Raw genomic sequence first — 21,441 nt, 5'->3', positions numbered from 1 at the left:
TTTGCACCGCCACATGGACGCGGTCATGACAGCATCCGTCCCCGGCAACGTCCATCCGATCGGTCGCGGCAAGAACGCGCCCTCTCTCGCCCCCATCATGTCGCTGGTCGCCGACGGCATGAACCATGTGAATGCCGTGATCCTGGACCGGATGCAATCGCGCATCCCGCTGATTCCCGAACTGGCGGGCCATCTGATCGCAGGCGGGGGCAAGCGGCTGAGGCCGATGCTGACGCTGGCCTGTGCCGACCTGGTCGGTTATGCGGGCGCGCGCCACTACAAGCTGGCCGCCGCAGTCGAATTCATCCACACCGCCACGCTGCTGCACGACGATGTGGTCGACGGGTCGGGCATGCGCCGGGGCCGCAGGACCGCCAACATCATATGGGGCAACAGCGCCAGCGTGCTGGTGGGCGACTTCCTCTTTTCCCGCTCCTTCGAACTCATGGTGGAAGCCGAATCGCTCAAGGTGCTGAAAATCCTGTCGGGCGCCTCCGCAGTGATCGCGGAGGGCGAGGTGAACCAGCTCACCGCCCAGCGCAAGATCGACACCAGCGAGGAACAGTATCTCGACATCATCGGGGCAAAGACCGCCGCCCTGTTCGCCGCCGCCTGTCGCATATCGGCAGTGGTCGCCGATCGCAGCGAGACGGAGGAACAGGCGCTGGACGTCTATGGCCGCAACCTCGGTATCGCCTTTCAGCTGATCGACGACGCGATCGATTATGAATCGGACGAGGCGACGATGGGCAAGGATGCCGGCGACGACTTCCGCGACGGCAAGGTGACATTGCCCGTCATCCTCGCCTATGCGCGCGGGTCGGCCGAGGACCGCGCCTTCTGGAAAGCGGCGATCGCCGGTCATCGCGTGGGCGATGCGGACCTGGCGCATGCCACGGCGCTGCTGCGCGGGACTGGTGCCATCGCCGACACGCTGGCGCGCGCACGGCATTACGGCCAGCGCGCGATCGACGCACTGGGCATGTTCGAGTCCGGCAAGGCGAAAGCCGCCCTTACCGAAGCGGTCGAATTCGCTATCGCACGCGCCTATTGAGGGGACGGGCCGCTTCGCTCGTTCCAGTCACCGTTCGGGCTGAGCCTGTCGAAGCCCCGCCGCGACGGCAAAGGACGCTGCGACCGGCGGCCTGCGAACCGCTATCGAGGCCCGCCCTTTCATGATCCTGTCCCCCGAAACCATCGCCTTCCTCATGGCGGCCGCGTTGACCGCAGGCTGTATCGACGCGATGGCGGGCGGCGGCGGCCTCATCACCCTGCCCGCACTGCTGGCGGCCGGCATACCGCCGGTGCCGGCGGTCGCCACCAACAAGCTGCAAAGCTGTTTCGGCACCTTCGGCGCCTGCATCGCCTATGCGCGGCGCGGGCACATGGACCTCAGGACCTACAAAGCGCCGGTCATCGCCGCCTTCATCGGGTCGGTCGGCGGGGCATGGCTGCTGCAAAGGGTCGACCCGTCGATCCTGGCCGGGCTGATGCCCGCGCTGCTGATCGCGATGGCCGCCTATTTCACCTTCTCACCTCGCCTGGGCGACGCCGACCGCCACGCCCGAGTGGGGATGGCCGGACTGTCGGGCCTGATCGGGGTGGTCGGCTTTTACGACGGTTTTTTCGGACCGGGCGCCGGCGCCTTCTACACCACCATCTTCCTGGCGCTGGGGGGCCTGTCTATCCTGCGCGCGACCGCCCAGACCAAGGCGGCCAATTTCGCCAGCAACATCGCCGGGCTGCTGACCATGCTGGCGGGCGGGCATGTGCTGTGGGTGGCGGGGCTGGCCATGGCGGTGGGCAGCATCGTCGGCGGACAGATCGGATCCCACCTGGCCATGCGTTTCGGCTCGCGCCTCATCAAGCCGCTGCTGATCATCATGTCGCTGGCGCTGACAGCGAAGATGCTGCTGGATCCGAAGAACCCGATCCACATCTACCTGTTCGGTTGATCGCCCTGCCTTGCGCCCGGCGGCAAAAGGCGCGAGGGAAGCGGCAATGACCGCCCTGCCCGTCCACGCCGTCCTGCCCGACCTGCTCGCCGCGCTGCGGGCGGGCAGCAACGCCGTGCTGGTCGCGCCGCCGGGCGCCGGCAAGACCACAGCCGTCGCCCCTGCCCTGCTGGACCAGCCGTGGTGCAACGGGCAGGTGCTGCTGCTTTCCCCCCGCCGCCTCGCCGCGCGCGCCGCCGCCGAACGCATCGCCGAACTGATGGGCGAGCAGCCGGGCGGCACCGTCGGCTACGCCACGCGGATGGACAGCCGTTCGTCCGCGCGCACCCGCATCCTCGTCCTGACCGAGGGAATTTTCGTCCGGCGCATCCAGGACGACCCGGAACTGTCAGGCATTTCGGCGGTGCTGTTCGACGAAGTGCATGAACGCAGCCTCGACAGCGATTTCGGGCTGGCGCTGGCGCTCGACGCGCAGGGCGCGCTGCGCCCCGACCTGCGCATCATCCCGATGTCCGCCACGCTGGACGGCGCGCGCTTCGCCGCGTTGCTGGGCGACGCGCCCGTGATCGAGAGCGAGGGCCGCATCCAGCCGCTGGACCTGCGCCACATCGGCCGCGCCGCCGAAAAGCGGATCGAGGACGAAATGACTGCCGCCATCCGCAGGGCACTGGTGGAGGAAAGCGAGGGCGACCTGCTCGCCTTCCTGCCCGGCGTCGCTGAGATCGAGCGCACGGCCGAACGGCTCGACGGCGGCGATGTGACGGTGCACCGGCTGCACGGCAGTCTGGACCCGGCGGCCCAGCGCGCCGCGATCCGCCCCGCGCGCGACGGCCGCCGCAAGATCATTCTCGCCACCTCCATCGCCGAAACCAGCCTGACGATCGAGGGGGTGCGGATCGTGGTGGATTCGGGGCTCGCACGCCGCCCCCGCTACGACCGGGCGGCCGGCGTAACCCGACTGGTGACGGAGCGTGCCAGCCAGGCGGCCGCGACCCAGCGCGCGGGCCGTGCCGCGCGGCAGCGCCCGGGCGTGGCCTATCGCCTGTGGGAGGCGGCGGCGACGGCCGGCATGCCCCCGTTCGATCCGCCCCAGATATTGGAAAGCGACCTCAGCAGCCTGCTGCTGGACTGCGCCCTTTGGGGTCTCGCCGACCCGGGCGGGCTGCGCTGGCTGGATCCGCCCCCTGCCGCCGCCGTGGCCGAGGCGCGGACGCGGCTGCTGACGTTGGATGCGCTCGATGCCGACGGACGCATCACGGCGCACGGCCGCGCGCTGGCGAAGCTGCCCCTCGCGCCGCGCATCGCGCACATGCTGGTGCGTGCGGGAGAAATCGGCCTGGCCGATGTCGCGGCCGATATTGCGGTGCTGCTCGGCGAACGGGGGATCGGCGGACAGGATGTCGACCTGCCGTCGCGCCGGCAACGCTGGCGGCGGGAAAGCGACCGGCGCGCCAACACCGCGCGCGCGCTCGCGCAACGCTGGGCAAGGATGGCGCCCGATGCCCGGGACGCGCTGTCGACCGATCATCCGGTCGGCGTCTGCCTCGCCCTCGCCTTTCCCGACCGGGTGGCGAGGCGGCGGTCGGCCGACGGCGCGGACTGGGCCAGCGTGGGCGGACGCGGCTTCCGGCTGGATCCGCATTCCGCCCTCGCGCGCGAGGAATGGCTGGCCGTGGGAGAGGTGCAGGGCAGCGCGGCGGGAGCACGCATCCTGTCCGCCGCGCCGCTTGCCGAAGCGGACATAGGCGCCCTTTTTGCCGACCGGGTCGTGGAATACAGGACCGTCGCGTTCCGCCCCGACAACAAGGGAATAGACGCGCGCCGCGAAAAGCGCCTCGGTTCGGTGCCCCTCTCGACAGGGCCGGACGACAGCCCCGATCCGCAAGCCGTGTCAGGGGCCCTGACGAACGGCGTGCGGCAGGGAGGGCTTGCCCTGCTGCCCTGGTCGGAAGCCGCGCTGTCCCTGCGCACCCGCGCGGGCTTCGCGAACCTGACCGCACTTTCCGACGCGACCTTGCTCGACACACTCGACGACTGGCTGCCGCCGCTGCTTGCCGGCAGACGCCGCCTGTCAGACATTGACCGGTCGCAATTGTCGGGCGTGCTGGAAGGCCTGATCGGCTGGGACGGCAAGCAGCAGCTCGACCGCCTTGCCCCGCCGGATTTCCGTTCGCCCGCCGGGTCGACCCACGCCATCGATTACGCGGCCGAAGGCGGTCCGCGCGTCGAGCTGCGCGTCCAGGCACTGTTCGGCCTGTCGCACCATCCCGTCATCGGCAGCCGGCGCATCCCGCTGGTGCTGTCGCTGACGTCGCCCGCAGGCCGCCCTATCCAGACCACGCGCGACCTGCCGGGCTTCTGGGCCGGCAACTGGCGTGACGTGGCGAAGGAAATGCGCGGGCGCTACCCGCGCCACCCATGGCCCGACGATCCCGCCGCGGCCAGCGCAACCTTGCGAACCAAGCGTGCCGACGCCCGCGCCAAGTCTTGACTTCGCGGCGCCCGCTGGTGCAACGCAGCATCACGACAAACGGAGTCCCACCGCGATGACCGCGCGCATCTATCAGATCCAGAAAAACGCCCTCCAATCCGGCAAGGCGCTGACCCGTAAATGGGTGCTGGAATATGTGCCCGCCGAAGCGAAGAAGCCCGATCCGCTGACCGGATGGGCCGGTTCGGGCGATACCAGGCAGCAGTTGAAACTGACCTTTCCTTCGCAGGAGGCCGCCATCGCCTATGCCGAGCGCGAAGCCATCGCCTACACGCTGATCGCAACGCCCCCCAAGACGCTGAAGCTTCAGGCCTACGCCGACAATTTCCGCTGACCCGGCCGGTCCTTGGCACAATCGGGCGCGATGCTGCCCGATTGCGGCCTTATTCCCTTGCCAAAGGACAGGTCGAAGCGGCAAAAGCCGCATTTTGACGGAAAGACAATTTTCACCGATGACGGATCGCAGCGATATTTTCGACAGCGTCAAGGCGCAGATCGAGCCTTTCAACAAGAAGGGCGTGGACCTGGACGAAAGCACCAGCTTCGCAGGCGATCTGGAATGGGACAGCCTGACCGTGATGGATTTCGTTGCCGCCATCGAGGATGAATTCGACATCATCATCACCATGAACATGCAGGCTGAGATCGAAACCGTCGGCCAGCTTGTCGATGCGGTCGCGAAGTTGAAGGCCGCCTGATCTTCCGCCCGCCGTTCGACCCGGGCGGCGGTTCGAGTTTGTCGAGAACCGATGTCGGGAAGGCGGGCAATTCGTTCTCGACCGACATGTCTCGACACCGCTCGATGCTGCTCGAACCAAACGGACAATGACCATGACCGAAGCCACCGCCACAGCACCCGACACCCGCAAGCCGGCCGAGATATCGAACGCGCGCGACCTGTTTTCCAAGTTCGACGCCCTGATCGCGGAACGCGAGGCGCTGTTGGCCACCGGCGTGCGCGATCCATTCGCCATCGTAATGGACCAGGTGCTTTCGCCCACCCGCGCGATCATCAAGGGCAAGGAGACCATCCTCCTGGGCACCTACAACTATATGGGCATGACCTTCGACCCCGACGTCGTCGCCGCCGGCAAGAAGGCGCTGGACGAGTTCGGCGCCGGCACCACCGGCAGCCGCGTGCTTAACGGCACCTATCAGGGGCACAAGGAAGTCGAGGACGCGCTCAAGGACTTTTACGGCACGTCGTCGGCGATGGTCTTTTCGACCGGCTATCAGGCCAATCTGGGCATCATATCGACCCTGGCGGGCAAGGGCGACTTTGTCGTGCTGGACGCGGACAGCCATGCGTCCATCTATGACGGCTGCTTCCTTGGCGATGCGGACATCGTCCGGTTCCGCCACAACAGCGTGGAGGATCTGGACAAGCGGCTCGGCCGGCTGCCGGCGGATGCGCTGAAGCTGGTGGTGCTGGAAGGCGTCTATTCGATGCTGGGCGACGTCGCGCCGCTGCCCGACATGGTTGCCGCCGTGCGCAGGCATCCCAACTGCATGATTTTGGTGGACGAGGCCCATGGCATGGGCTTTTTCGGCGCGAAGGGCCGGGGTGTCTACGAAGAGCAGGGCGTAGAGAAGGATGTCGATTTCGTCGTCGGGACCTTTTCGAAATCGGTCGGTACCGTCGGCGGCTTCTGTGTGTCCAACCATCCCAAGTTCGAGGTGCTCCGCCTCGTCTGCCGCCCCTATGTGTTTACCGCGTCGCTGCCGCCCAGCGTTGTCGCGACCGCCGCCACCAGCATCCGCAAACTCATGCATGCGGCCGACAAGCGCGCGCATCTGTGGAAAAACAGCCAGCGCCTGCACAAGGGGCTGACGGACCTGGGCTTCAAGCTGGGGACCGAAACGCCGCAGTCGGCCATCATCGCCGTGATCCTGAACGATCAGGCACAGGCGGTGGCCATGTGGCAGGCGCTGCTGGAACTTGGTCTTTACGTCAACATGGCGCGCCCGCCGGCGACTCCGGCCGGCACCTTCCTGCTGCGTTGCTCGCTATGCGCCGACCATAGCGACGATCAGGTCGAACAGATCATTGCGATCTTCGCGACGGCCGGGAAGGCGACGGGCGCGATCGGCTGATCGGAGCTTGCGGCCGGGCGCTGCGAATGCGCGGCCAGTCGTGTACCGGCGAAGGAACAATATCGGCAGGTGGTTCCACGGACGATCCTGTTGGGCTAGTGTAACGGCTTATGGCCGACGGCGATTGCATAACCCCGCAGGATGGAGGCTGGCGTTCCCGCATGCGCCGCGCGATACCGTTGCTCCTGGTGGCTCTGCTGGTGGGGTCGCTCGGCGTCCTGCTCTACACCGCCAGCAACGCGTCGCGGGATCATGAAAGGGCACTGATCGAGCAGCGACGCAGTTTCGAGGTCATCGCGCTCGCCCATGCGCTCGACGCCAGCATCGCCCGGTCCGAAGCCACGCTGGCGCGCTATGTCATCAGCCTGGACCCCGATACGGGGCGCCTGTTCCAGGATCAGTGGCGCGGCGCCGCCAGCGAATTGAAGGCGTTGCGTTATGCCACGCGCCAGGCGGGGTGGCAGAGTGGCAATGTTGAATCCCTTCAACGCCTGTTCGGGGAGCGCGGCAAGACTCTGAATGAAATCGGCCTTCGCACGACCTATGACCAGAAGATGGCGGCGCTGGCGCGGTTTCACGAAGCGGGAAAATCCCGCGATCTGGTGCAGATAGCGACCCTGCTGGACAAGATCATTACGGCGGAAAACGCTCGGCTGCGCGAACGGAGCCTGGCCGTGTCGCTGGCGGGCGATCGCACCGAATGGGTCGGACGGACCTGGCGGCTGTTCGGCCTCGTTCTGCTGGTATGCGCGCTGTTTGCCGCCTGGTTCGCCAATGTCGCCTATAATGAGCGGCGCAAGGCGCGCAGACAGGCGGAACAGGAAACGGAACGGGCCGATCGCCTCGAGGCGGCGGTTCAGGCGCGCACGGCCGAACTGTCCGAAGCCTATCAGCAATTGAAGCAGGAAACGGCGGAGCGCGCCACCGCCGAGGAAAATCTGCGCCAGATGCACAAGATGGACGCGGTAGGTCAGCTTACCGGCGGCATCGCGCATGATTTCAACAACATGCTGGCGGTTGTCGTTGGCGGCCTGGAACTTGCGAAGCGCAAATTGCGGCTGAAACCCGAAGAAGCCGCCCGCCACCTCGACAATGCGGCCGAGGGGGCCAATCGCGCTGCCGCGCTGACGCGACGGTTGCTGGCGTTCGCCCGCGCAGAACCGCTGCTGCCCAGCGCAATCGATCCGGACAAGCTCCTTTCCGGCATGGCCGAACTGATCGACCGGACCATCGGTGATCAGATTACCGTTCACCTGTCACCCGCCGCGCGCGGATGGTGCATTTTCGTCGACCAGCACCAGGTGGAAAATGCGATACTGAACCTGTGCGTCAATGCCCGGGACGCAATGGACGGACGCGGCCTTCTCAGCTTGTCGACCAGCCCGGTCACGTTGAAGGACGGCGAGGTCGGGGAATGTAGCGCCGGTGACTATGTCCGGCTGACCGTGTCCGACGACGGCTGCGGCATGGCGCCCGAGATCGCGGCGCGGGTTTTCGAACCCTTTTTCACCACCAAGCCGGTCGGCAAGGGAACCGGGCTGGGACTGAGCCAGATTTTCGGCTTCGTCCGGCAAAGCGCGGGCGAAATCAGTATCGATACCGAACCGGGCAAGGGCACCCGCGTGCATATGTACCTGCCGCGGCGCGGGGCCGATGACGTGGCGGTCGCCGACGAACCCGGAATGATGGCCGATACGCCGGTACGCCATCCCCCCGCGAGGATACTCGTGGTGGAGGATGACCGACGCGTGCTGAACCAAACTATGGCGGCATTGTCCGAACTTGGCCATTTGCCCATCGCCTGCGATCATCCCGCCAAGGCGGCACGGCTGCTCGCCCACAATAGCGACGTCACCCTGATCATGACCGATGTGCTGATGCCCGACCTGACCGGGCCGGAAATGGTCCGGTCCCTGCCCGCATGTTACGCGCATCTGCCGATCCTGTTCGTCACGGGCTATGCCGGCGACATGGCGGAAAGCGCGGACTTCGCCGATCATGTGGTGTTGCGAAAACCCTACACGCTTGCGGGTCTGGCACATGCCCTGTCGCAGGCGCTCACCGAATCACCCCGGACCGGAGCAGCCGAGGCAGCAGAGTGATGGCGCCGAGCAACGGCCAGCGCCGTTGCCACGGCTTGATTTCCAGCGCGGTTCCCGCGTGCCGGTTGATCTTCCACGCGAGATAATCGATCCCGCCGGCATAGGTGAAACTGGCCTTGGCCAATCGTGCGATCGAGAGGAATTTGCCCCGCCGTTGAAGCCGGCGCCAATGTCGCGCCGTATGTTGTGGCGCCGGCGGCAGACCGTCTGCCAGCGCAGCCTCTCCGAACCGGCTGTAGCGGACAGGGTCGGCATCGACGATGGACGTCGACCGTCCCGTCTTTTCGGCGCGAAGTTCGGCATTGTAGGTAAGCGCGAACCCCGTCTTCCAGAGTTCCAGCACCGGCACGCCCTCATCCGCCATCGGCCGCGCGAGCGAGAGCAATGTCGGAACGGCGCCCGCTATCGCCCCGATGACGCGCGCGCGCGCCATGGCATCCGAAACCCAGAGCAGGCGAGCGGGCTGCGAAAAGCGGGCCCATACCGAGACATTGTCGGCATCCATACCGTTGAGCCGCGCAAAATCGGCTTCGGAAAGAACCGCATATTTCGCGATCAGCCCCTGATGTTCGAACGGAAATACATTGGGCGGGATCATCCGGTTGGCCGTGGCCAGCCAACCGCCGCCATAGGCGCTGCGATAGTCCGACACGATAAGATAGAAATCCAGCATCAGCCCATCGAGATTTCGTTCCCGCAGGCAAGAGCCGTAGAAAAGGACAGCGCGCGCGGCATTGGCATAGCGGGCCGCAAGCGCGCCGGCCATGGCGGCCGCGCGCTGGTCGACCGGCTGAGCCAGTTCAGCGGCGACAAGAGGAGGGAGATTTTTCGCCATATTCCCGATCAAGAGCCGGTTTCTACCATCATCGATTGCCACAACAGCGCGGTTCATGCCACGCCGCCCCGGCCCATGACGTTTCCGGCACCATCCTTCAATCCAAATGAACAGATCACATCACCATTTCATGGCGGCCAACGCCGGGGCGATAGCCCGGGACCGGCACCCGGACGACACCGGCCCGCCGCCGTTTCAAGCGACCAATCCCCGCCGGGATGACGGTTCAGGCCTTGTCCGCGTCGGCCCGGATGAAGTCGGCGGCCCGTTCGCCGATCATGAACGCCATCGCCGACGTGTTGCCGTTCACGAGCAGCGGGGCGACGGACGTGTCGGCGATGCGCAATCCCGCAATGCCCCGAACCCGCAATTCAGGGTCGACAACTGCTCCTGCATCGGTGCCCATCCGACAACTTCCCACCATATGATAATAGGGCGCGACGTGGCGGTGGATGGTCCTGGCGAGCGCATCGACATCATCTTCCAGCGCGAAGCGGCTTGAGAGCTGCGGCTGGACGCCGATTGCGGCCGAAAAGCCGTTTTCCGCGATCGCGCGCGCGCGGTGTACCGCGTGGGCCAGCATGTTCCTGTCGCCGTCGCATCGAAAAAATCCGTTGCGGATCAGCGGTGGCGCCAGCGGATCGGCGGACCGCAACCGGATGCTGCCCCTGCTTTCCGGCCTTCCCTGATTGACCATCAGCATGAAACCCGGCGTACCGGACAGCAGGGCATTCCATCCGCGCCCCTTCCCCGGCAGGCCCGCCCCCAGAATGATCTGGGTATCCGGCGTCGCGTCCGCCCCCGCGCCGTCCGCGTGGATCAGCGCACCCGCGGGCGTGGGCAGTTCCGCCAATATGCCGCTGCGCCCCGCCAGATACTGAATCCCGGCCGTCAACAGACCCCCGCCGCGCAGGCGATCCGTGGCCGTCATGCCCGCATCGAAGGCGAAATGCAGCGATGCCGCCGCGTGGTTTTGCAGGTTCGCGCCGACCTGCGGTGCGTCGACCCGCACGGCGATGCCGTGACTGGTCAGGTCGGTTGCAGGACCTATGCCGGAAAGCAGCAGCAGCTGCGTCGTGTTGATGCAACCGGCCGCCACTATGATGTCCCTGCCCGCTTCGACCCGTCGGCGCCGACCCCGGTGCACATAGTCTATCGCCCGCGCGCGGCCGTCCTGAATGTCGATGCCGGTTACTAGGGCGTCCGTGATGACAGTCAGGCCACGGGCATCGGCGACATGACGCAGATAATCCCCCGCCATGGATCGCCGGCCACCGCGCGCCATGAGGTCATAAAGGCCAGCCCCTTCACCGGTCAGGGCATTGAGATCGTCCACGACGGGAAGGCCGCTGCGCGCGCAGGCCTCCAGAAAGGCGGCACCGATCGGCAAGGAGGCCCTGCCCCGGCTGGTCCCGATCGGCCCGCTACCGCCATGATACGCGTTTTCGCCCCGTTCGCTGGCTTCGGACCTGCGAAAAAAGGGGAGAATATCGTCATATCCCCAACCCGGGCAGCCCGCTACATCCCGCCAGCGATCATAGTCGCGGGGATGCCCGCGCAAGTACATCAGGCCGTTGATCCCCGTCCCACCGCCAACCATCCGCCCGGCCATCAGGGACGAGGCCCGGGCGGGATCTGGATCTTCGGCCTCTGTATCGTAACGCCACGAATAGCGCGGCGTGCGCATGCTCAGCACCGCCGCCGCCGGAACGCCCAGCAGGGGATTGCGACTGAAACCGCCCGCTTCCATCAGCAGGACGCTGGCACCTTCCAGCCGGGACAGGCGCGCCGCCACGGCACAGCCAGCCGCGCCGGCGCCTACCACCACATAATCATAGCCGATTTCCGCCCGGCGGGCCTTGCGAAATCCCATGTTGGCGCCGGTTCAATCCCGCGCCAACGCGTCGATGGTCGCCGCATAGGCGCGCAAACCCGACCGGGCGGCGACGGCCGCGATGAGCGTGGCCAGCAGGCCGATGACGGCCAGTGCCGGACCGATCTGCCCCTGGCCGCCGAAGAAGGCCCGGTCGATGAGTGGGACTATCGCCGTACCCAGCGACAGCCCGATCAGGCTGTTGGCGAGCAGGAACAAGGCCGCACCCGTAGCGCGCATCCGCGGCGGTGTGGCCAACTGAATCGCCGCCAGCGCACAGCCGAAATAGCCGTTGAACAGAAAGGTGAGCAGCGCAAACAGCAGCAGCAGCAAGACCGGCGAGGGCATTAGCGGCGCACAGGCCGCAGGTATCGCGCAAAGCAGGGCGAGGATCATGGGCACGCGAAGATTCGCGTCGCGCACTCCTCTGAGCGTCAGGCGCTCCGCTGCGAACCCGCCGGCGAGCGCTCCCAGGCTGCCGAGGACAAGGTAGATCAGCCCCAGTCGCAACGACGCCTCGCCCGCCGTCATTGCGAACGTCCGGATCAGCAGCGTCGGATACCAGGCGGTGAGACCGTAGCCCATCACGCCCAGCGCGACGGAAGTGCCGTAGATTGCCAAAAAAGTGCGGCCGTGGCGGTGCAGATGCGACAGGGCAGCGCCCAGCGACATGGGGCCGGGTCCAGTCTGTCCCCGGCGTGCCGGTTCGCGCGCGAAAGCGACGAGCCCCGCCACCAGCAGACCGGGCAGCGCGACGATGAGGAAAGCGATGCGCCACGTCGGCATCGCCCCGACCACCGGCAGCACCGGGACACCGTGGGTCGCGACCATGTCGACCACCGCACCGCCCACCAGCAGCGCAAGACCGCCGCCGATGGTGATGCCCAGATTGTAGATTGCCATGGCCCGCGAGAGGCGCGCGGGCGGATAGGCGTCGCTAAGCCAGCTATGCGCGGAGGGAGAGAGGGACGCTTCGCCCAGTCCCACGCCCATCCGCGCGACGAACAGTTGAAGATAGCCGCCGGCGAAACCGCACATCGCCGTGCAGGCGCTCCAGAAAAGAATGCCGCCGGCGATGATTTTGCGCCGACTGACCCGGTCGGCCAGCATCCCGATGGGGATGCCGACCACGGCGTAGAGCATGGCGAAGGCCAGTCCCTGCAACAGGCCGACCTGAAGGTCGCTGAGCCCCAGGTCACGCTTGATCGGCTCCACCATCAGGCTGAGTATCTGCCGATCGACGAACGAGAGAATATAGGCGACGAGGAATATGCCGAGCGCGATGTTGGCATGGCGCAGGTCAGTCGCCTGACCGCTCTCGCCCGGTACGCCCATCGGCATGTCCTCGTCCCCCCTTGCCATCGTCAGAACTTCTGCCCGATCGCGATGTAGAGCACGCGCCCGCGCGGATCGTGAACGATCGGGTCATAGCCCAGGTTGAGCTGCGCCAATGGCGGATCGCGATCGAACAGGTTAAGCGCGCCCACGGTCAACTTGCTGTTCTTTCCTATCAGCCCTTCCGTATCCAGCGAATATTGCAGGTCAAAAATGTTCCAAGCCCGGATGTGAGTCTGGGTTATGCCGCTCCGGTCGTTCCTGTACCCGCTGACATAATGGCCAAGCAGATTCAGGCTGTGCGGACCGGAAGTCCATCCGACCCCATATTCAACCCGGTCGCGGGGCAGCGACCGGCCGAGATTGTTGAAATTGACGTTGCCTGCCCCTTCGATCGCCGGCTGTCCGGCCGCGATCTGGATGCGATAATTGAAGATATGGTTCCACTGGGCATTGAATGTCAGTTGCCCCGGCCCCGCATCGAAACCAAGGTTCGCGGCCACATCCAGCCCCTTGGTCCTGACGGCGGATGCATTGATGAAGTTGATCTTCACCAGTCGCAGGGCGCCCAGCGAGTCACGCTCCACGCGCTGCTGTGCGGGTGTGTTCGTCAGGCCGGCGGCGGTATCGGCCCGTTCCTGATTGATGATAACCTGCGGATTTTCCTTCACGATCAGGTCCTGATAGTCGAAGGAATAATAGTCGAGCGACAGGTCGATCAGGCGCGCCGGCTTGACCGTGAAGCCAAGATTATAGTTGGTCGATTTTTCCGGCCGCAGGCTTGGGTCGCCACGGGCCTGGGTATTGACGAACACGAAGGTGCCGCCGTCGCTGACGGACGGCTGCGAACTCTGAACGGCGACGGTCTGGTAGATGGAAGGCGCGCGGAACGCCTTGCCGTAGGAGCCGCGCAGCGACAGCCAGTCGGTCGGCCGCGCGAGGAGCGAGAATTTCGGGCTGAAGTTGCTGAAGCTGCCCTCATATTTCTCGAACCGCCCGGAAACCTGCGCCTCGACGCGATCGCCGACCGGAATGCGCAGTTCGCCAAAGGCGGAATAGACTTTCTGGTCGCCCGAGAAGTCCGGCGCCTGGCCCAGGGTGATCAGATCGCCCGCATTGACCAGATCGCTCCAATTGTGGCGGAAGGTGCTGCCACGGAACTGGACGCCGAAAGCGCTGGCGACCGTGCCGCCGGCATAGGTGAACAGATCCCCGCTCACGACGCCCTCAACCGTCGCCAGCGTACTCTTGCCGTGCATGTCGGTCGACCCGAACAGCCAACTCATAAGTTCCGGACTGTTCGCCTTGGTCGCGTCCAGCGTCGCCGTGCCGAAGGGGTTGAAATATTGGCATCCGCCCATCCCCGCTGTGCCGGTCGATGCGTTGCAGGCCGGTCCGCCGAACCCGTTGAGCGCGGCCGTGAGGCGCGATGCCCTGGTGTCGGGCTTGTCGTACAACACGGTCTGCTGGCTGTAGGTCGCGGCCGTAGTCCAGCGCCAGTCGTCGCTTAGCCGCCCTTCCAGCGCGGCGGCCAGGCGGAAGGTGTTGTATCGGTTGATCGTTATGGTCGGACCATAGGCCGCTCCCTTGACCCGGCCGCGAAACAGCACATCCTCACCGAACGGATTATAGGGGTTGCCGGCCGGGACCACCGGGCTGATCGACAGGATCGGGAAGGACGGTGAGGATGTGGTTTCGGAATTGGTATAGGCGTAGGCGCCTTCCAGCGTCAGCTTGGTGCTGGCGCCCAGATCTACATTATAGGACGCGAAGATCTGCGCGCGCTGCTCCTTGGGCAGCACATCGTAGAAATCCGAAAAGTCGAACCGGCAGAATGCGTCCGTCGCGGAATTGCGATAGCTGTCAGTGAAGGCCGCGTTGGTACAATCCGGGTCGGGCACGTATCGACCCTGGCTCGGGACATAATAGGAGCCGGGCTGCCCATAGCTCGACACCGAATGCCAGCTCGGTCGCCCGTAGGTTCGCGCACGGGTGAAGGCGCGTTCGTTGGTGGCCAGTCGGGTACTGCCATAATAGGATCCTGCCAGGACGAGGTCGCCCCCACCAAGCTTGAACCCGGTAATCCCTTCGATCGAATATTGACGCGCACCGTCCATGAAATAGGAACGCGCATTCATCTCCAGCCCGTCGACTGATTTGCGGGTGATGAAATTGACCACGCCGGCCACCGCATCCGACCCGTAGGTCGCTGCACCGCCGTCCTTGACCGTTTCGATACGCTGGATGGCAATCAGCGGGACCAGCGAGTTGATGTCGACGAACGTGCTGCCGTCGATCGACGCGACCGCGCTCAGCGTCTGCCGCCGGCCATTGAGCAGGACGAGCGTCGAGCCCAGGCCCAGGTTGCGCAGGTTGAACTGCGCGGTGCCGGCGGTGAGCGTCTGGTTGAGGGAATCGACCTGGGATTCCGACCCGGCATTGGCCGACACCGCCCGCACCAGTTCAGATGCGTTCACGATCGCCCGCGTATCGATATCCTTGGCAGTGACGAGATCGGTCGGAGACGGCGTCGACGATTGCCGGATAAGGGACCCCGTCACCACGATGTCGGGTGCCGGATCGGTCGCTTCGGGCTGATCCGCCGCTTGGGCCGCAAGGGACGGCAAGAGCAGTGCCGCAGTGCCCGCGAGCAACAGCGAAGCAAATCGCCCGCGCACGGAAATATATCCTTTCTTCATATACCTATCCCCTTCCCACTGTCATTTTCTTGTTACGCATTCCAATCCGGGATTCAGATGCTGGCGACCGCTTCCTCCCCGGCGTGGCGGCCATAATGATTGGCCGCGAGTCGGGCACCGTCGCCCAACCCCAGTTTTTCGCGCAGCGTGCCCGACCGATAGGCCGCCTTGTACGCACCCTTTTCCTGAAGTCGCGGCACCACGAGGCGCACGAAATCCTCCAGCGAGTCCGGCATCAGGACACGGGCGAGGTTGAATCCGTCAATGCCCGTTTCCGCAACGACCGCGATCATCTCGTCGGCGACCGTCTGGGCATCGCCGACAATCAGCATATTGCGCGACGACAGGGACATTTTTTCCGCCACCTGGCGGATGGTGATCCGGCTGCCGTCGGGCTGCCGCGTCAGATTGTCCATCAGCGTCCGGTTCGCGTCGGTCTCGCTATATTCGATCTCACTGTCATAGGGGTAGCGGGACAGGTCGATGCCGAGGCCTCCCGACGCATGGACCAGCGTCGCTTCGGCGCTGGCGGCCGCCTTGAACGCTTCCTGCTTGTCGCGGGCATGCGCCCGTGTCTCGCCGACGATGACCGTCAGGCCGGCAAGTATGCGGACCTGGTCGGGCGTCCGTCCCTGCTCCGCCAGCGCCCGGTGCATGTCCGCGACCGCGCGGCTCAGCGAGGCGCGCGACGTCCCGTTGACGAACATGCATTCCGCATGACGCGCGGCGAACTGCTTTCCGCGACCCGAAGCGCCCGCCTGAAAGAGCAATGGCGTCCGCTGGGGCGACGGCGCGGTCAGGTGGATGCCCGACATCTTCAGATGCCGCCCGGCATAGGCGACCTGATGCACCTTGTCGGGATCGGTGAACATCGGCCGTTCGCGATCCTGCACGACCGCGCCATCCTCCCACGAATGCTCCCACAGGCGATACACGATCTCCATGAACTCGTCGCCAAAGTCATAGCGGTCGTCATGACCCATCAGGTCCCGACCGAAGGCGCGCGCGCCGCTGGCAAGGATACCGGTGACGATATTCCACCCCACGCGCCCGCCGGTCAGATGATCGAGCGTCGAAAGCCTCCGGGCGAACAGATAGGGCGGCTCGTAAAGCAGGTTGCCGGTCGCCGCGAGGCCCAGATTGCTGGTCGCGCCCGCCAGCGCAGCGATGAGCACGAAGGGGTCGTTGATCGGCACCTGGACGCCCAGACGCAATGCGGGATCGCGCGAGCCGCCATAGACGTCGTAGACGCCGATGGTATCGGCCAGGAAGAGCATGTCGAACAGGCCGCGCTCCAGCAGGCGGGCATAGTCCGTCCAGTAGGAAAGGCTGTTGAAATCACCTGTGCGGTCGGCGGGATGCGCCCACATGCCCTGTGCCAGGAAGCCGGGCGCGAAACAATCGAGCGCACCCAGGACGATTTGCTTCTGAGCCATCATATCGGTCCGTTCAGCAGAATATCGATCATAACGGCGGCAACGACCGCACCGGGTCGCGCCCGTCCCAACTCTGTCCGTGCAACAGAATGTGCGCGTACATCGCCTCACGCGAAGGGCTGCTCTCCAGCAATTCCAGATATGTGCCCGGCGCGTCGGGATGCGCGAAATAGGTGAAGCGGCCGCGCCTGGTCGCGCCTTCCAGCGCTGACCTGTAGCCCTCGTCCAGCAGCCGGCGCTCGCTCTCACTAAAGTCATGCGTGCGTTCACACAGATGATGAAACCGCTCTCGCTCGGCGCTGTCCTTCAGAAAATCCCGCCAGATGGACGGCGTATCGTCCAGTTGCTGAACCATTTCATATTCCATGCCCCCGCTGTTGGCGAAGGCAACACGCACCTGGGCGTCGCAGGGCGCGCCATGAAACAGGGGGTCGGCAAAGCGTGCGATGGGCAGCACGAACCAGGGACCGATACCCAGGTGGCGGCTGTAAAATGCCATGCTGGCATCCAGATCGCGCGTCGCGAATGCGATCTGCGTGATCCGGCGGGGCGTGGTTGTGCCCATCTCTCTCTCCTTCGGCGCTGCTGCGTTCGCGCCTTGGCCGCAATAGTGGACAAGCCCGGGTTCAGCGTCCAATAGCGATGCGCGCGCACTCTATCTCAAAATGAGATGATAGCCGAACGAGCGGGAGGAAGGGTCATCATGTCGTTGCACAAGCTGAGATATTTCGTCGCGGTCGCGGAAAATCAGAGCTTCAGCCGCGCGGCCGCGACCCTGCACGTCGCCCAATCTGCCCTGTCCCGCCATATCGCCGAGCTGGAACAGGCGATCGGGGCGCCCCTGCTGGAACGATCCGCGAACGGGGTCCATATGACGCCGGTCGGCCGCGTCTTTTTCGACGACGCGCGCGACGCACTGGCCCAGGTTGAAAACGCCTTCGGACAGGCGAGGCTGGCCGCAGCGGGCTCGGTCGGTTCCCTGACTATCGGCGTGAACGAACTGTCCGTGCGCCACCCCACGATCGTCTGGGCCCTCGCCGAATTTGTACGGCTGCATCCCGCAGTCCTGCTGAAAACGACGATGATGACCTCCATCGAGCAATTCCGTGCACTGCGGAATCACCAGATCGAGGCCGGCGTCGTCATAGAACGGCCAGCCGCGATGAACGAACTGGACCATCTTTCGATCGGTCGCGACGATTTCGTGCTAGCCATGCCGAAAGACCATCCGCTTGCCGTCCGGCAGACATTGTCCGTCGCGGACATCATGGACGAACTCTTCGTCGCCATATCGGCCGAGCGACACTGGCTGTCGCAAAGCAAGTTGCTGACCCGTTGTCACGCCTGCGGATTTACGCCGCGTCCCGCCGTCCATGTCGATTCCGAAAGATTGCAGATCGCCCTGATCCGAGAAGGGATCGGGCTCGGCTTCGTCAACATGTCCGCCTGCTACACGCTTCCCGCCGACATCGTGCTGCGCCGGGTCGACGAATTGCAGGTCGCCCTTGATCTTGATTTGGTATGGATGCGCCAGAACGGCGGCGGGCTGGTCGGTGCGTTCAGGAATCTGGTCGCAAGCCGTGCGGGCGAAACGGCCGAAGTCGCCTGATCCGCCCGGCGGAGGGACGCGCGCCAATATGCCTCAGCGGATGCTGTTCCGGTGCAGGCGCGGGAGCCCCCGCCCCTAGACCATACCGGGATCGGTCCAGGTCAGGACGGGCTTGCGGGCTGCCAGTGTCTCGTCCAGCCGTCGCCGGGGAGCATGATAAGGCGCGCCCTTCAACGCATCGTCTCCGGCCTTTGCCCGCTCCGCCAGGCTCCGCAAGGCCAGGATGAACTGGTCGAGCGCGGCCTTGCTTTCCGTTTCGGTCGGTTCGACCAGCATCGCGCCATGGACGACCAGCGGGAAATACATGGTCATGGGGTGAAAGCCCTCGTCGATCAGCCCCTTGGCAATGTCCAGCGTGGTGAAGCCCTCGGCCAGCCCCTTGTCGCTGAACAGCGCCTCATGCATGCACGGGCCGCTCTGGCCGAAGGGCGCATCCAGCACGTCGTCCAGACTGCGCAATATATAGTTGGCGTTGAGCACCGCATCTTCCGCAACCTGGCGCAGACCGTCCGCTCCATGCGACAGGATGTAGGCGAGCGCGCGGGTGAACATGCCCATCTGGCCGTGGAAAGCGGACATACGGCCGAAGCTGCGCGGCATTTCCTCGCCGACATTCTCCTCCTCGATCAGGTGGATCGTGCCATCGGCCATGCGGGCGGTATAGGGAAGCGGGCCGAAGGGGGCCAGCGCCTCCGACAGCACGACCGGGCCGGAACCGGGACCGCCGCCGCCATGCGGCGTGGAGAAGGTCTTGTGCAGGTTGATGTGCATCGCGTCGACGCCCAGGTCGCCGGGGCGAACCCGGCCGACGATGGCGTTGAAGTTCGCGCCGTCGCAATAGACGAAGGCCCCGGCGGCGTGGACCGCATCCGATATGGTCTTCATGTCGCGTTCGAACAGGCCGCACGTATTGGGATTGGTGATCATCACCGCCGCGACGTCGGGACCGAGCCGGGCCTTCAGTGCTTCCAGGTCTACCCGCCCTTCGGGGGTCGCGGGAATATCCTCCACCTTGTAACCGCAAAAGGCGGCGGTGGCGGGATTGGTGCCATGGGCGCTTTCGGGGACCAGGACGACGCTACGCGCATCCCCGCGCGCCTCCAGAGCGGCACGGATGCACAGCAAACCGCACAGTTCGCCATGCGCGCCGGCCTTGGGCGTCATGGCGACGCCATGCATCCCGGTCAGCTCGATCAGCCAGAAGGCCAGTTCGTTGATGACGCCCAGCGCGCCCTGCACCGTCGATTGCGGCTGAAGGGGATGAATGTCCGCGAAACCGGGCATCCGCGCAACCTTCTCGTTGAGGCGCGGATTATGCTTCATGGTGCAACTGCCAAGCGGAAAAAGACCCAGGTCGATGGCATAATTCTGCCGCGACAGGCGGGTATAATGGCGCACCGTCTCCTGTTCCGACAGGCCCGGCAAGCCGATGACGTCGGTGCGGGCCAGATTGCCCAGCCGGCTGCCGGTCAGAGGCGCCTGAGCGAAATCGACGCCGGTCGTTTCCGTCGACCCGATCTCGAAGATCAGCTTTTCCTCCAGCATCAGCGCGCGATTGCCGGTAGCGGTGGCGGGAGCCATATGCGCGTCTTCCACCGGTGCGGGGGCGGTCGGTCGACCTTCCTTCAGCATGGTCATGCCAGTTCCTCCTCCAGCGCCTTGGCAAGGGTTTCGATATCCTCCGGCGTCACCGTTTCGGTGACGGCGACGACCAGCCCGTTGCCGATTTCCGGCGCGGCCGGGAACAGACGACCCAGCGAGACGCCCGCCAGCACGCCCTTGTCGGCCAGGGTACGGACGACATCGCGTGCATCCTTCGACAGGATCAGCGTGAATTCGTTGAAGAAGCTGTCGTTCAGCAGCGTGACGCCCGGCACCTGCGCCAGCCGGTCCGCCGCCTGGCAGGCGAGCGCATGGTTCAGGCCCGCCAGATCGCGCAGCCCCTTTTCGCCCAGCAACGTCATGTGGACGCTGAACGCCAGCGCGCACAGGCCCGAATTGGTGCAGATGTTCGACGTCGCCTTTTCACGACGGATATGCTGCTCGCGGGTCGAGAGGGTCAGGACGAAACCGCGCTTGCCGGACGCATCCACCGTCTCGCCACAAAGCCGCCCGGGCATCTGGCGGACATATTTCTGCTTGCAGGCGAACAGGCCGAGATAGGGCCCGCCGAACTGGAGCCCGACGCCGATCGACTGGCCTTCGCCGACGACGATATCCGCGCCCATGGACCCGGGCGCCCGGATCGCTCCGAGCGCAACGGGTTCCGTCACCACCGCGACCAGCAGCGCGCCGGCCGCTTGCGCGGCTTCCGCAAGCGGGGTAAGATCGGCAACGCGCCCGAGAATGTCGGGATACTGGACGACGACGCAGCTCGTATCCTTGTCGATCGCGCCGATCAGCGCATCGATGTCGGTCGCGGCATCCAGCGTCGGCGCCCGGTAGGCCAGCGCGTCGCCGGTGAACTTCGCCATGGTCTGCGCGACCGAGACATAATGCGGGTGCAGGCCCGAAGAGAGCAGCGCCTTGCCCCGCTTCGTCACGCGGCGGGCCATCACGATCGCTTCCCAGCAGGCGGTCGAGCCGTCATACATGGACGCATTGGCGACATCGCAGCCCAGCAGGCGCGCCACCTGCGTCTGGAACTCGAACAGCACCTGCAACGTACCTTGGGCGATTTCCGGCTGATAGGGCGTATAGGCCGTCAGGAACTCGCCCCGCTGGATCAGATGATCGACGCTGGCCGGGATGTGATGCCGGTATGCGCCCGCGCCAAGGAAGAATGGCGCTTCCCCTGCCGACAGATTCCGCTTCGCCAGCCTGGCCATATGGCGCTCCACGGCCATTTCGCTGGCATGATCGGGCAAGCCGGGTATCGTGCCGGGCAGGCGCGCTTGTGCAGGCACGTCGACGAAGAGATCGTCGATCGAGGAGGCGCCGATGAAGGACAGCATGTCGCGGCGGTCAGTGTCGGTAAGGGGCAGGTAGCGCATGTTGAAAGCTCCCCCCTCC

16 protein-coding genes are annotated in these 21,441 nt (G+C 65.4%); 8 read left to right on the top strand and 8 right to left on the bottom strand.

Annotated elements, in window-relative coordinates; all coding sequences use genetic code 11:
* The first annotated feature begins 25 nt into the window (after nucleotides 1–25).
* The 7 genes from J3E64_RS01420 to J3E64_RS01390 all read left to right on the top strand — a co-directional run bounded on the left by J3E64_RS01420 (nucleotide 26) and on the right by J3E64_RS01390 (nucleotide 8,642).
* A complete protein-coding gene (locus tag J3E64_RS01420; RefSeq protein WP_253338840.1) occupies nucleotides 26–1,054 on the top strand; it encodes a polyprenyl synthetase family protein in 1,029 nt (342 codons plus the stop codon).
* 121 nt (nucleotides 1,055–1,175) lie between these two features.
* Nucleotides 1,176–1,955 (top strand): TSUP family transporter, encoded by a 780-nt coding sequence (locus tag J3E64_RS01415; RefSeq protein WP_253338837.1) that lies wholly within the window; start codon nucleotides 1,176–1,178, stop codon nucleotides 1,953–1,955.
* A gap of 46 nt (nucleotides 1,956–2,001) precedes the next feature.
* Nucleotides 2,002–4,446: an ATP-dependent helicase HrpB gene (hrpB, locus tag J3E64_RS01410; protein WP_253338835.1), complete on the top strand. Its 2,445-nt coding sequence runs from the start codon at nucleotides 2,002–2,004 to the stop codon at nucleotides 4,444–4,446.
* Nucleotides 4,447–4,501: 55 nt separating this feature from the next.
* Entirely contained in the window at nucleotides 4,502–4,780 is a 279-nt protein-coding gene (locus tag J3E64_RS01405; RefSeq protein ID WP_253338833.1) for an ETC complex I subunit, read from the top strand.
* Nucleotides 4,781–4,898: 118 nt separating this feature from the next.
* Nucleotides 4,899–5,144 carry an acyl carrier protein gene (locus J3E64_RS01400; RefSeq protein ID WP_253338831.1) on the top strand — a complete coding sequence of 82 codons (246 nt, stop codon included), beginning with the start codon at nucleotides 4,899–4,901 and terminating at the stop codon, nucleotides 5,142–5,144.
* A gap of 133 nt (nucleotides 5,145–5,277) precedes the next feature.
* A complete protein-coding gene (locus J3E64_RS01395) occupies nucleotides 5,278–6,540 on the top strand; it encodes an aminotransferase class I/II-fold pyridoxal phosphate-dependent enzyme (RefSeq protein ID WP_253338828.1) in 1,263 nt (420 codons plus the stop codon).
* Nucleotides 6,541–6,650: 110 nt separating this feature from the next.
* Nucleotides 6,651–8,642 (top strand): ATP-binding protein, encoded by a 1,992-nt coding sequence (locus tag J3E64_RS01390; protein WP_253338826.1) that lies wholly within the window; start codon nucleotides 6,651–6,653, stop codon nucleotides 8,640–8,642.
* On the opposite strand, the gene J3E64_RS01385 is transcribed toward J3E64_RS01390, so the two are convergent.
* From J3E64_RS01385 to J3E64_RS01360, 6 genes are all read right to left on the bottom strand, one after another.
* Nucleotides 8,599–9,477, bottom strand: a complete 879-nt coding sequence (locus J3E64_RS01385) for a hypothetical protein (protein WP_253338824.1) — start codon at nucleotides 9,475–9,477, stop codon at nucleotides 8,599–8,601. The genes J3E64_RS01390 and J3E64_RS01385 overlap by 44 nt on opposite strands.
* 226 nt (nucleotides 9,478–9,703) lie before the next feature.
* Nucleotides 9,704–11,350: a GMC family oxidoreductase gene (locus J3E64_RS01380; protein WP_253338822.1), complete on the bottom strand. Its 1,647-nt coding sequence runs from the start codon at nucleotides 11,348–11,350 to the stop codon at nucleotides 9,704–9,706.
* A gap of 12 nt (nucleotides 11,351–11,362) precedes the next feature.
* Nucleotides 11,363–12,712: an MFS transporter gene (locus J3E64_RS01375; RefSeq protein ID WP_253338820.1), complete on the bottom strand. Its 1,350-nt coding sequence runs from the start codon at nucleotides 12,710–12,712 to the stop codon at nucleotides 11,363–11,365.
* A gap of 2 nt (nucleotides 12,713–12,714) precedes the next feature.
* Nucleotides 12,715–15,384: a TonB-dependent receptor gene (locus tag J3E64_RS01370; protein WP_253338818.1), complete on the bottom strand. Its 2,670-nt coding sequence runs from the start codon at nucleotides 15,382–15,384 to the stop codon at nucleotides 12,715–12,717.
* Nucleotides 15,385–15,437: 53 nt separating this feature from the next.
* Entirely contained in the window at nucleotides 15,438–16,820 is a 1,383-nt protein-coding gene (locus J3E64_RS01365) for an LLM class flavin-dependent oxidoreductase (RefSeq protein ID WP_253338816.1), read from the bottom strand.
* Between the two features lie 28 nt (nucleotides 16,821–16,848).
* The gene (locus tag J3E64_RS01360) at nucleotides 16,849–17,385 is read right to left on the bottom strand and encodes a VOC family protein (RefSeq protein ID WP_253338814.1); all 537 of its coding nucleotides are present in this window, start codon (nucleotides 17,383–17,385) and stop codon (nucleotides 16,849–16,851) included.
* A gap of 138 nt (nucleotides 17,386–17,523) precedes the next feature.
* On the opposite strand from J3E64_RS01360, the gene J3E64_RS01355 reads away from it, so the two are divergent.
* Nucleotides 17,524–18,429: a LysR family transcriptional regulator gene (locus J3E64_RS01355; protein WP_253338812.1), complete on the top strand. Its 906-nt coding sequence runs from the start codon at nucleotides 17,524–17,526 to the stop codon at nucleotides 18,427–18,429.
* A gap of 75 nt (nucleotides 18,430–18,504) precedes the next feature.
* On the opposite strand, the gene gcvPB is transcribed toward J3E64_RS01355, so the two are convergent.
* Together gcvPB and gcvPA are read right to left on the bottom strand one after the other, a co-directional pair.
* On the bottom strand, nucleotides 18,505–20,067 hold the full coding sequence (gene gcvPB, locus J3E64_RS01350) for an aminomethyl-transferring glycine dehydrogenase subunit GcvPB (protein WP_253338810.1): 1,563 nt from the start codon (nucleotides 20,065–20,067) through the stop codon (nucleotides 18,505–18,507).
* Nucleotides 20,064–21,422, bottom strand: a complete 1,359-nt coding sequence (gene gcvPA / locus J3E64_RS01345; RefSeq protein WP_253338808.1) for an aminomethyl-transferring glycine dehydrogenase subunit GcvPA — start codon at nucleotides 21,420–21,422, stop codon at nucleotides 20,064–20,066. Before gcvPA ends, gcvPB begins: the two co-directional genes overlap by 4 nt.
* Nucleotides 21,423–21,441: the final 19 nt, after the last annotated feature.

Source organism: Sphingobium sp. OAS761 (assembly GCF_024168485.1).
Taxonomy (GTDB): Bacteria; Pseudomonadota; Alphaproteobacteria; order Sphingomonadales; family Sphingomonadaceae; genus Sphingobium.
This window is presented reverse-complemented; position numbering and strand designations above follow the sequence as displayed.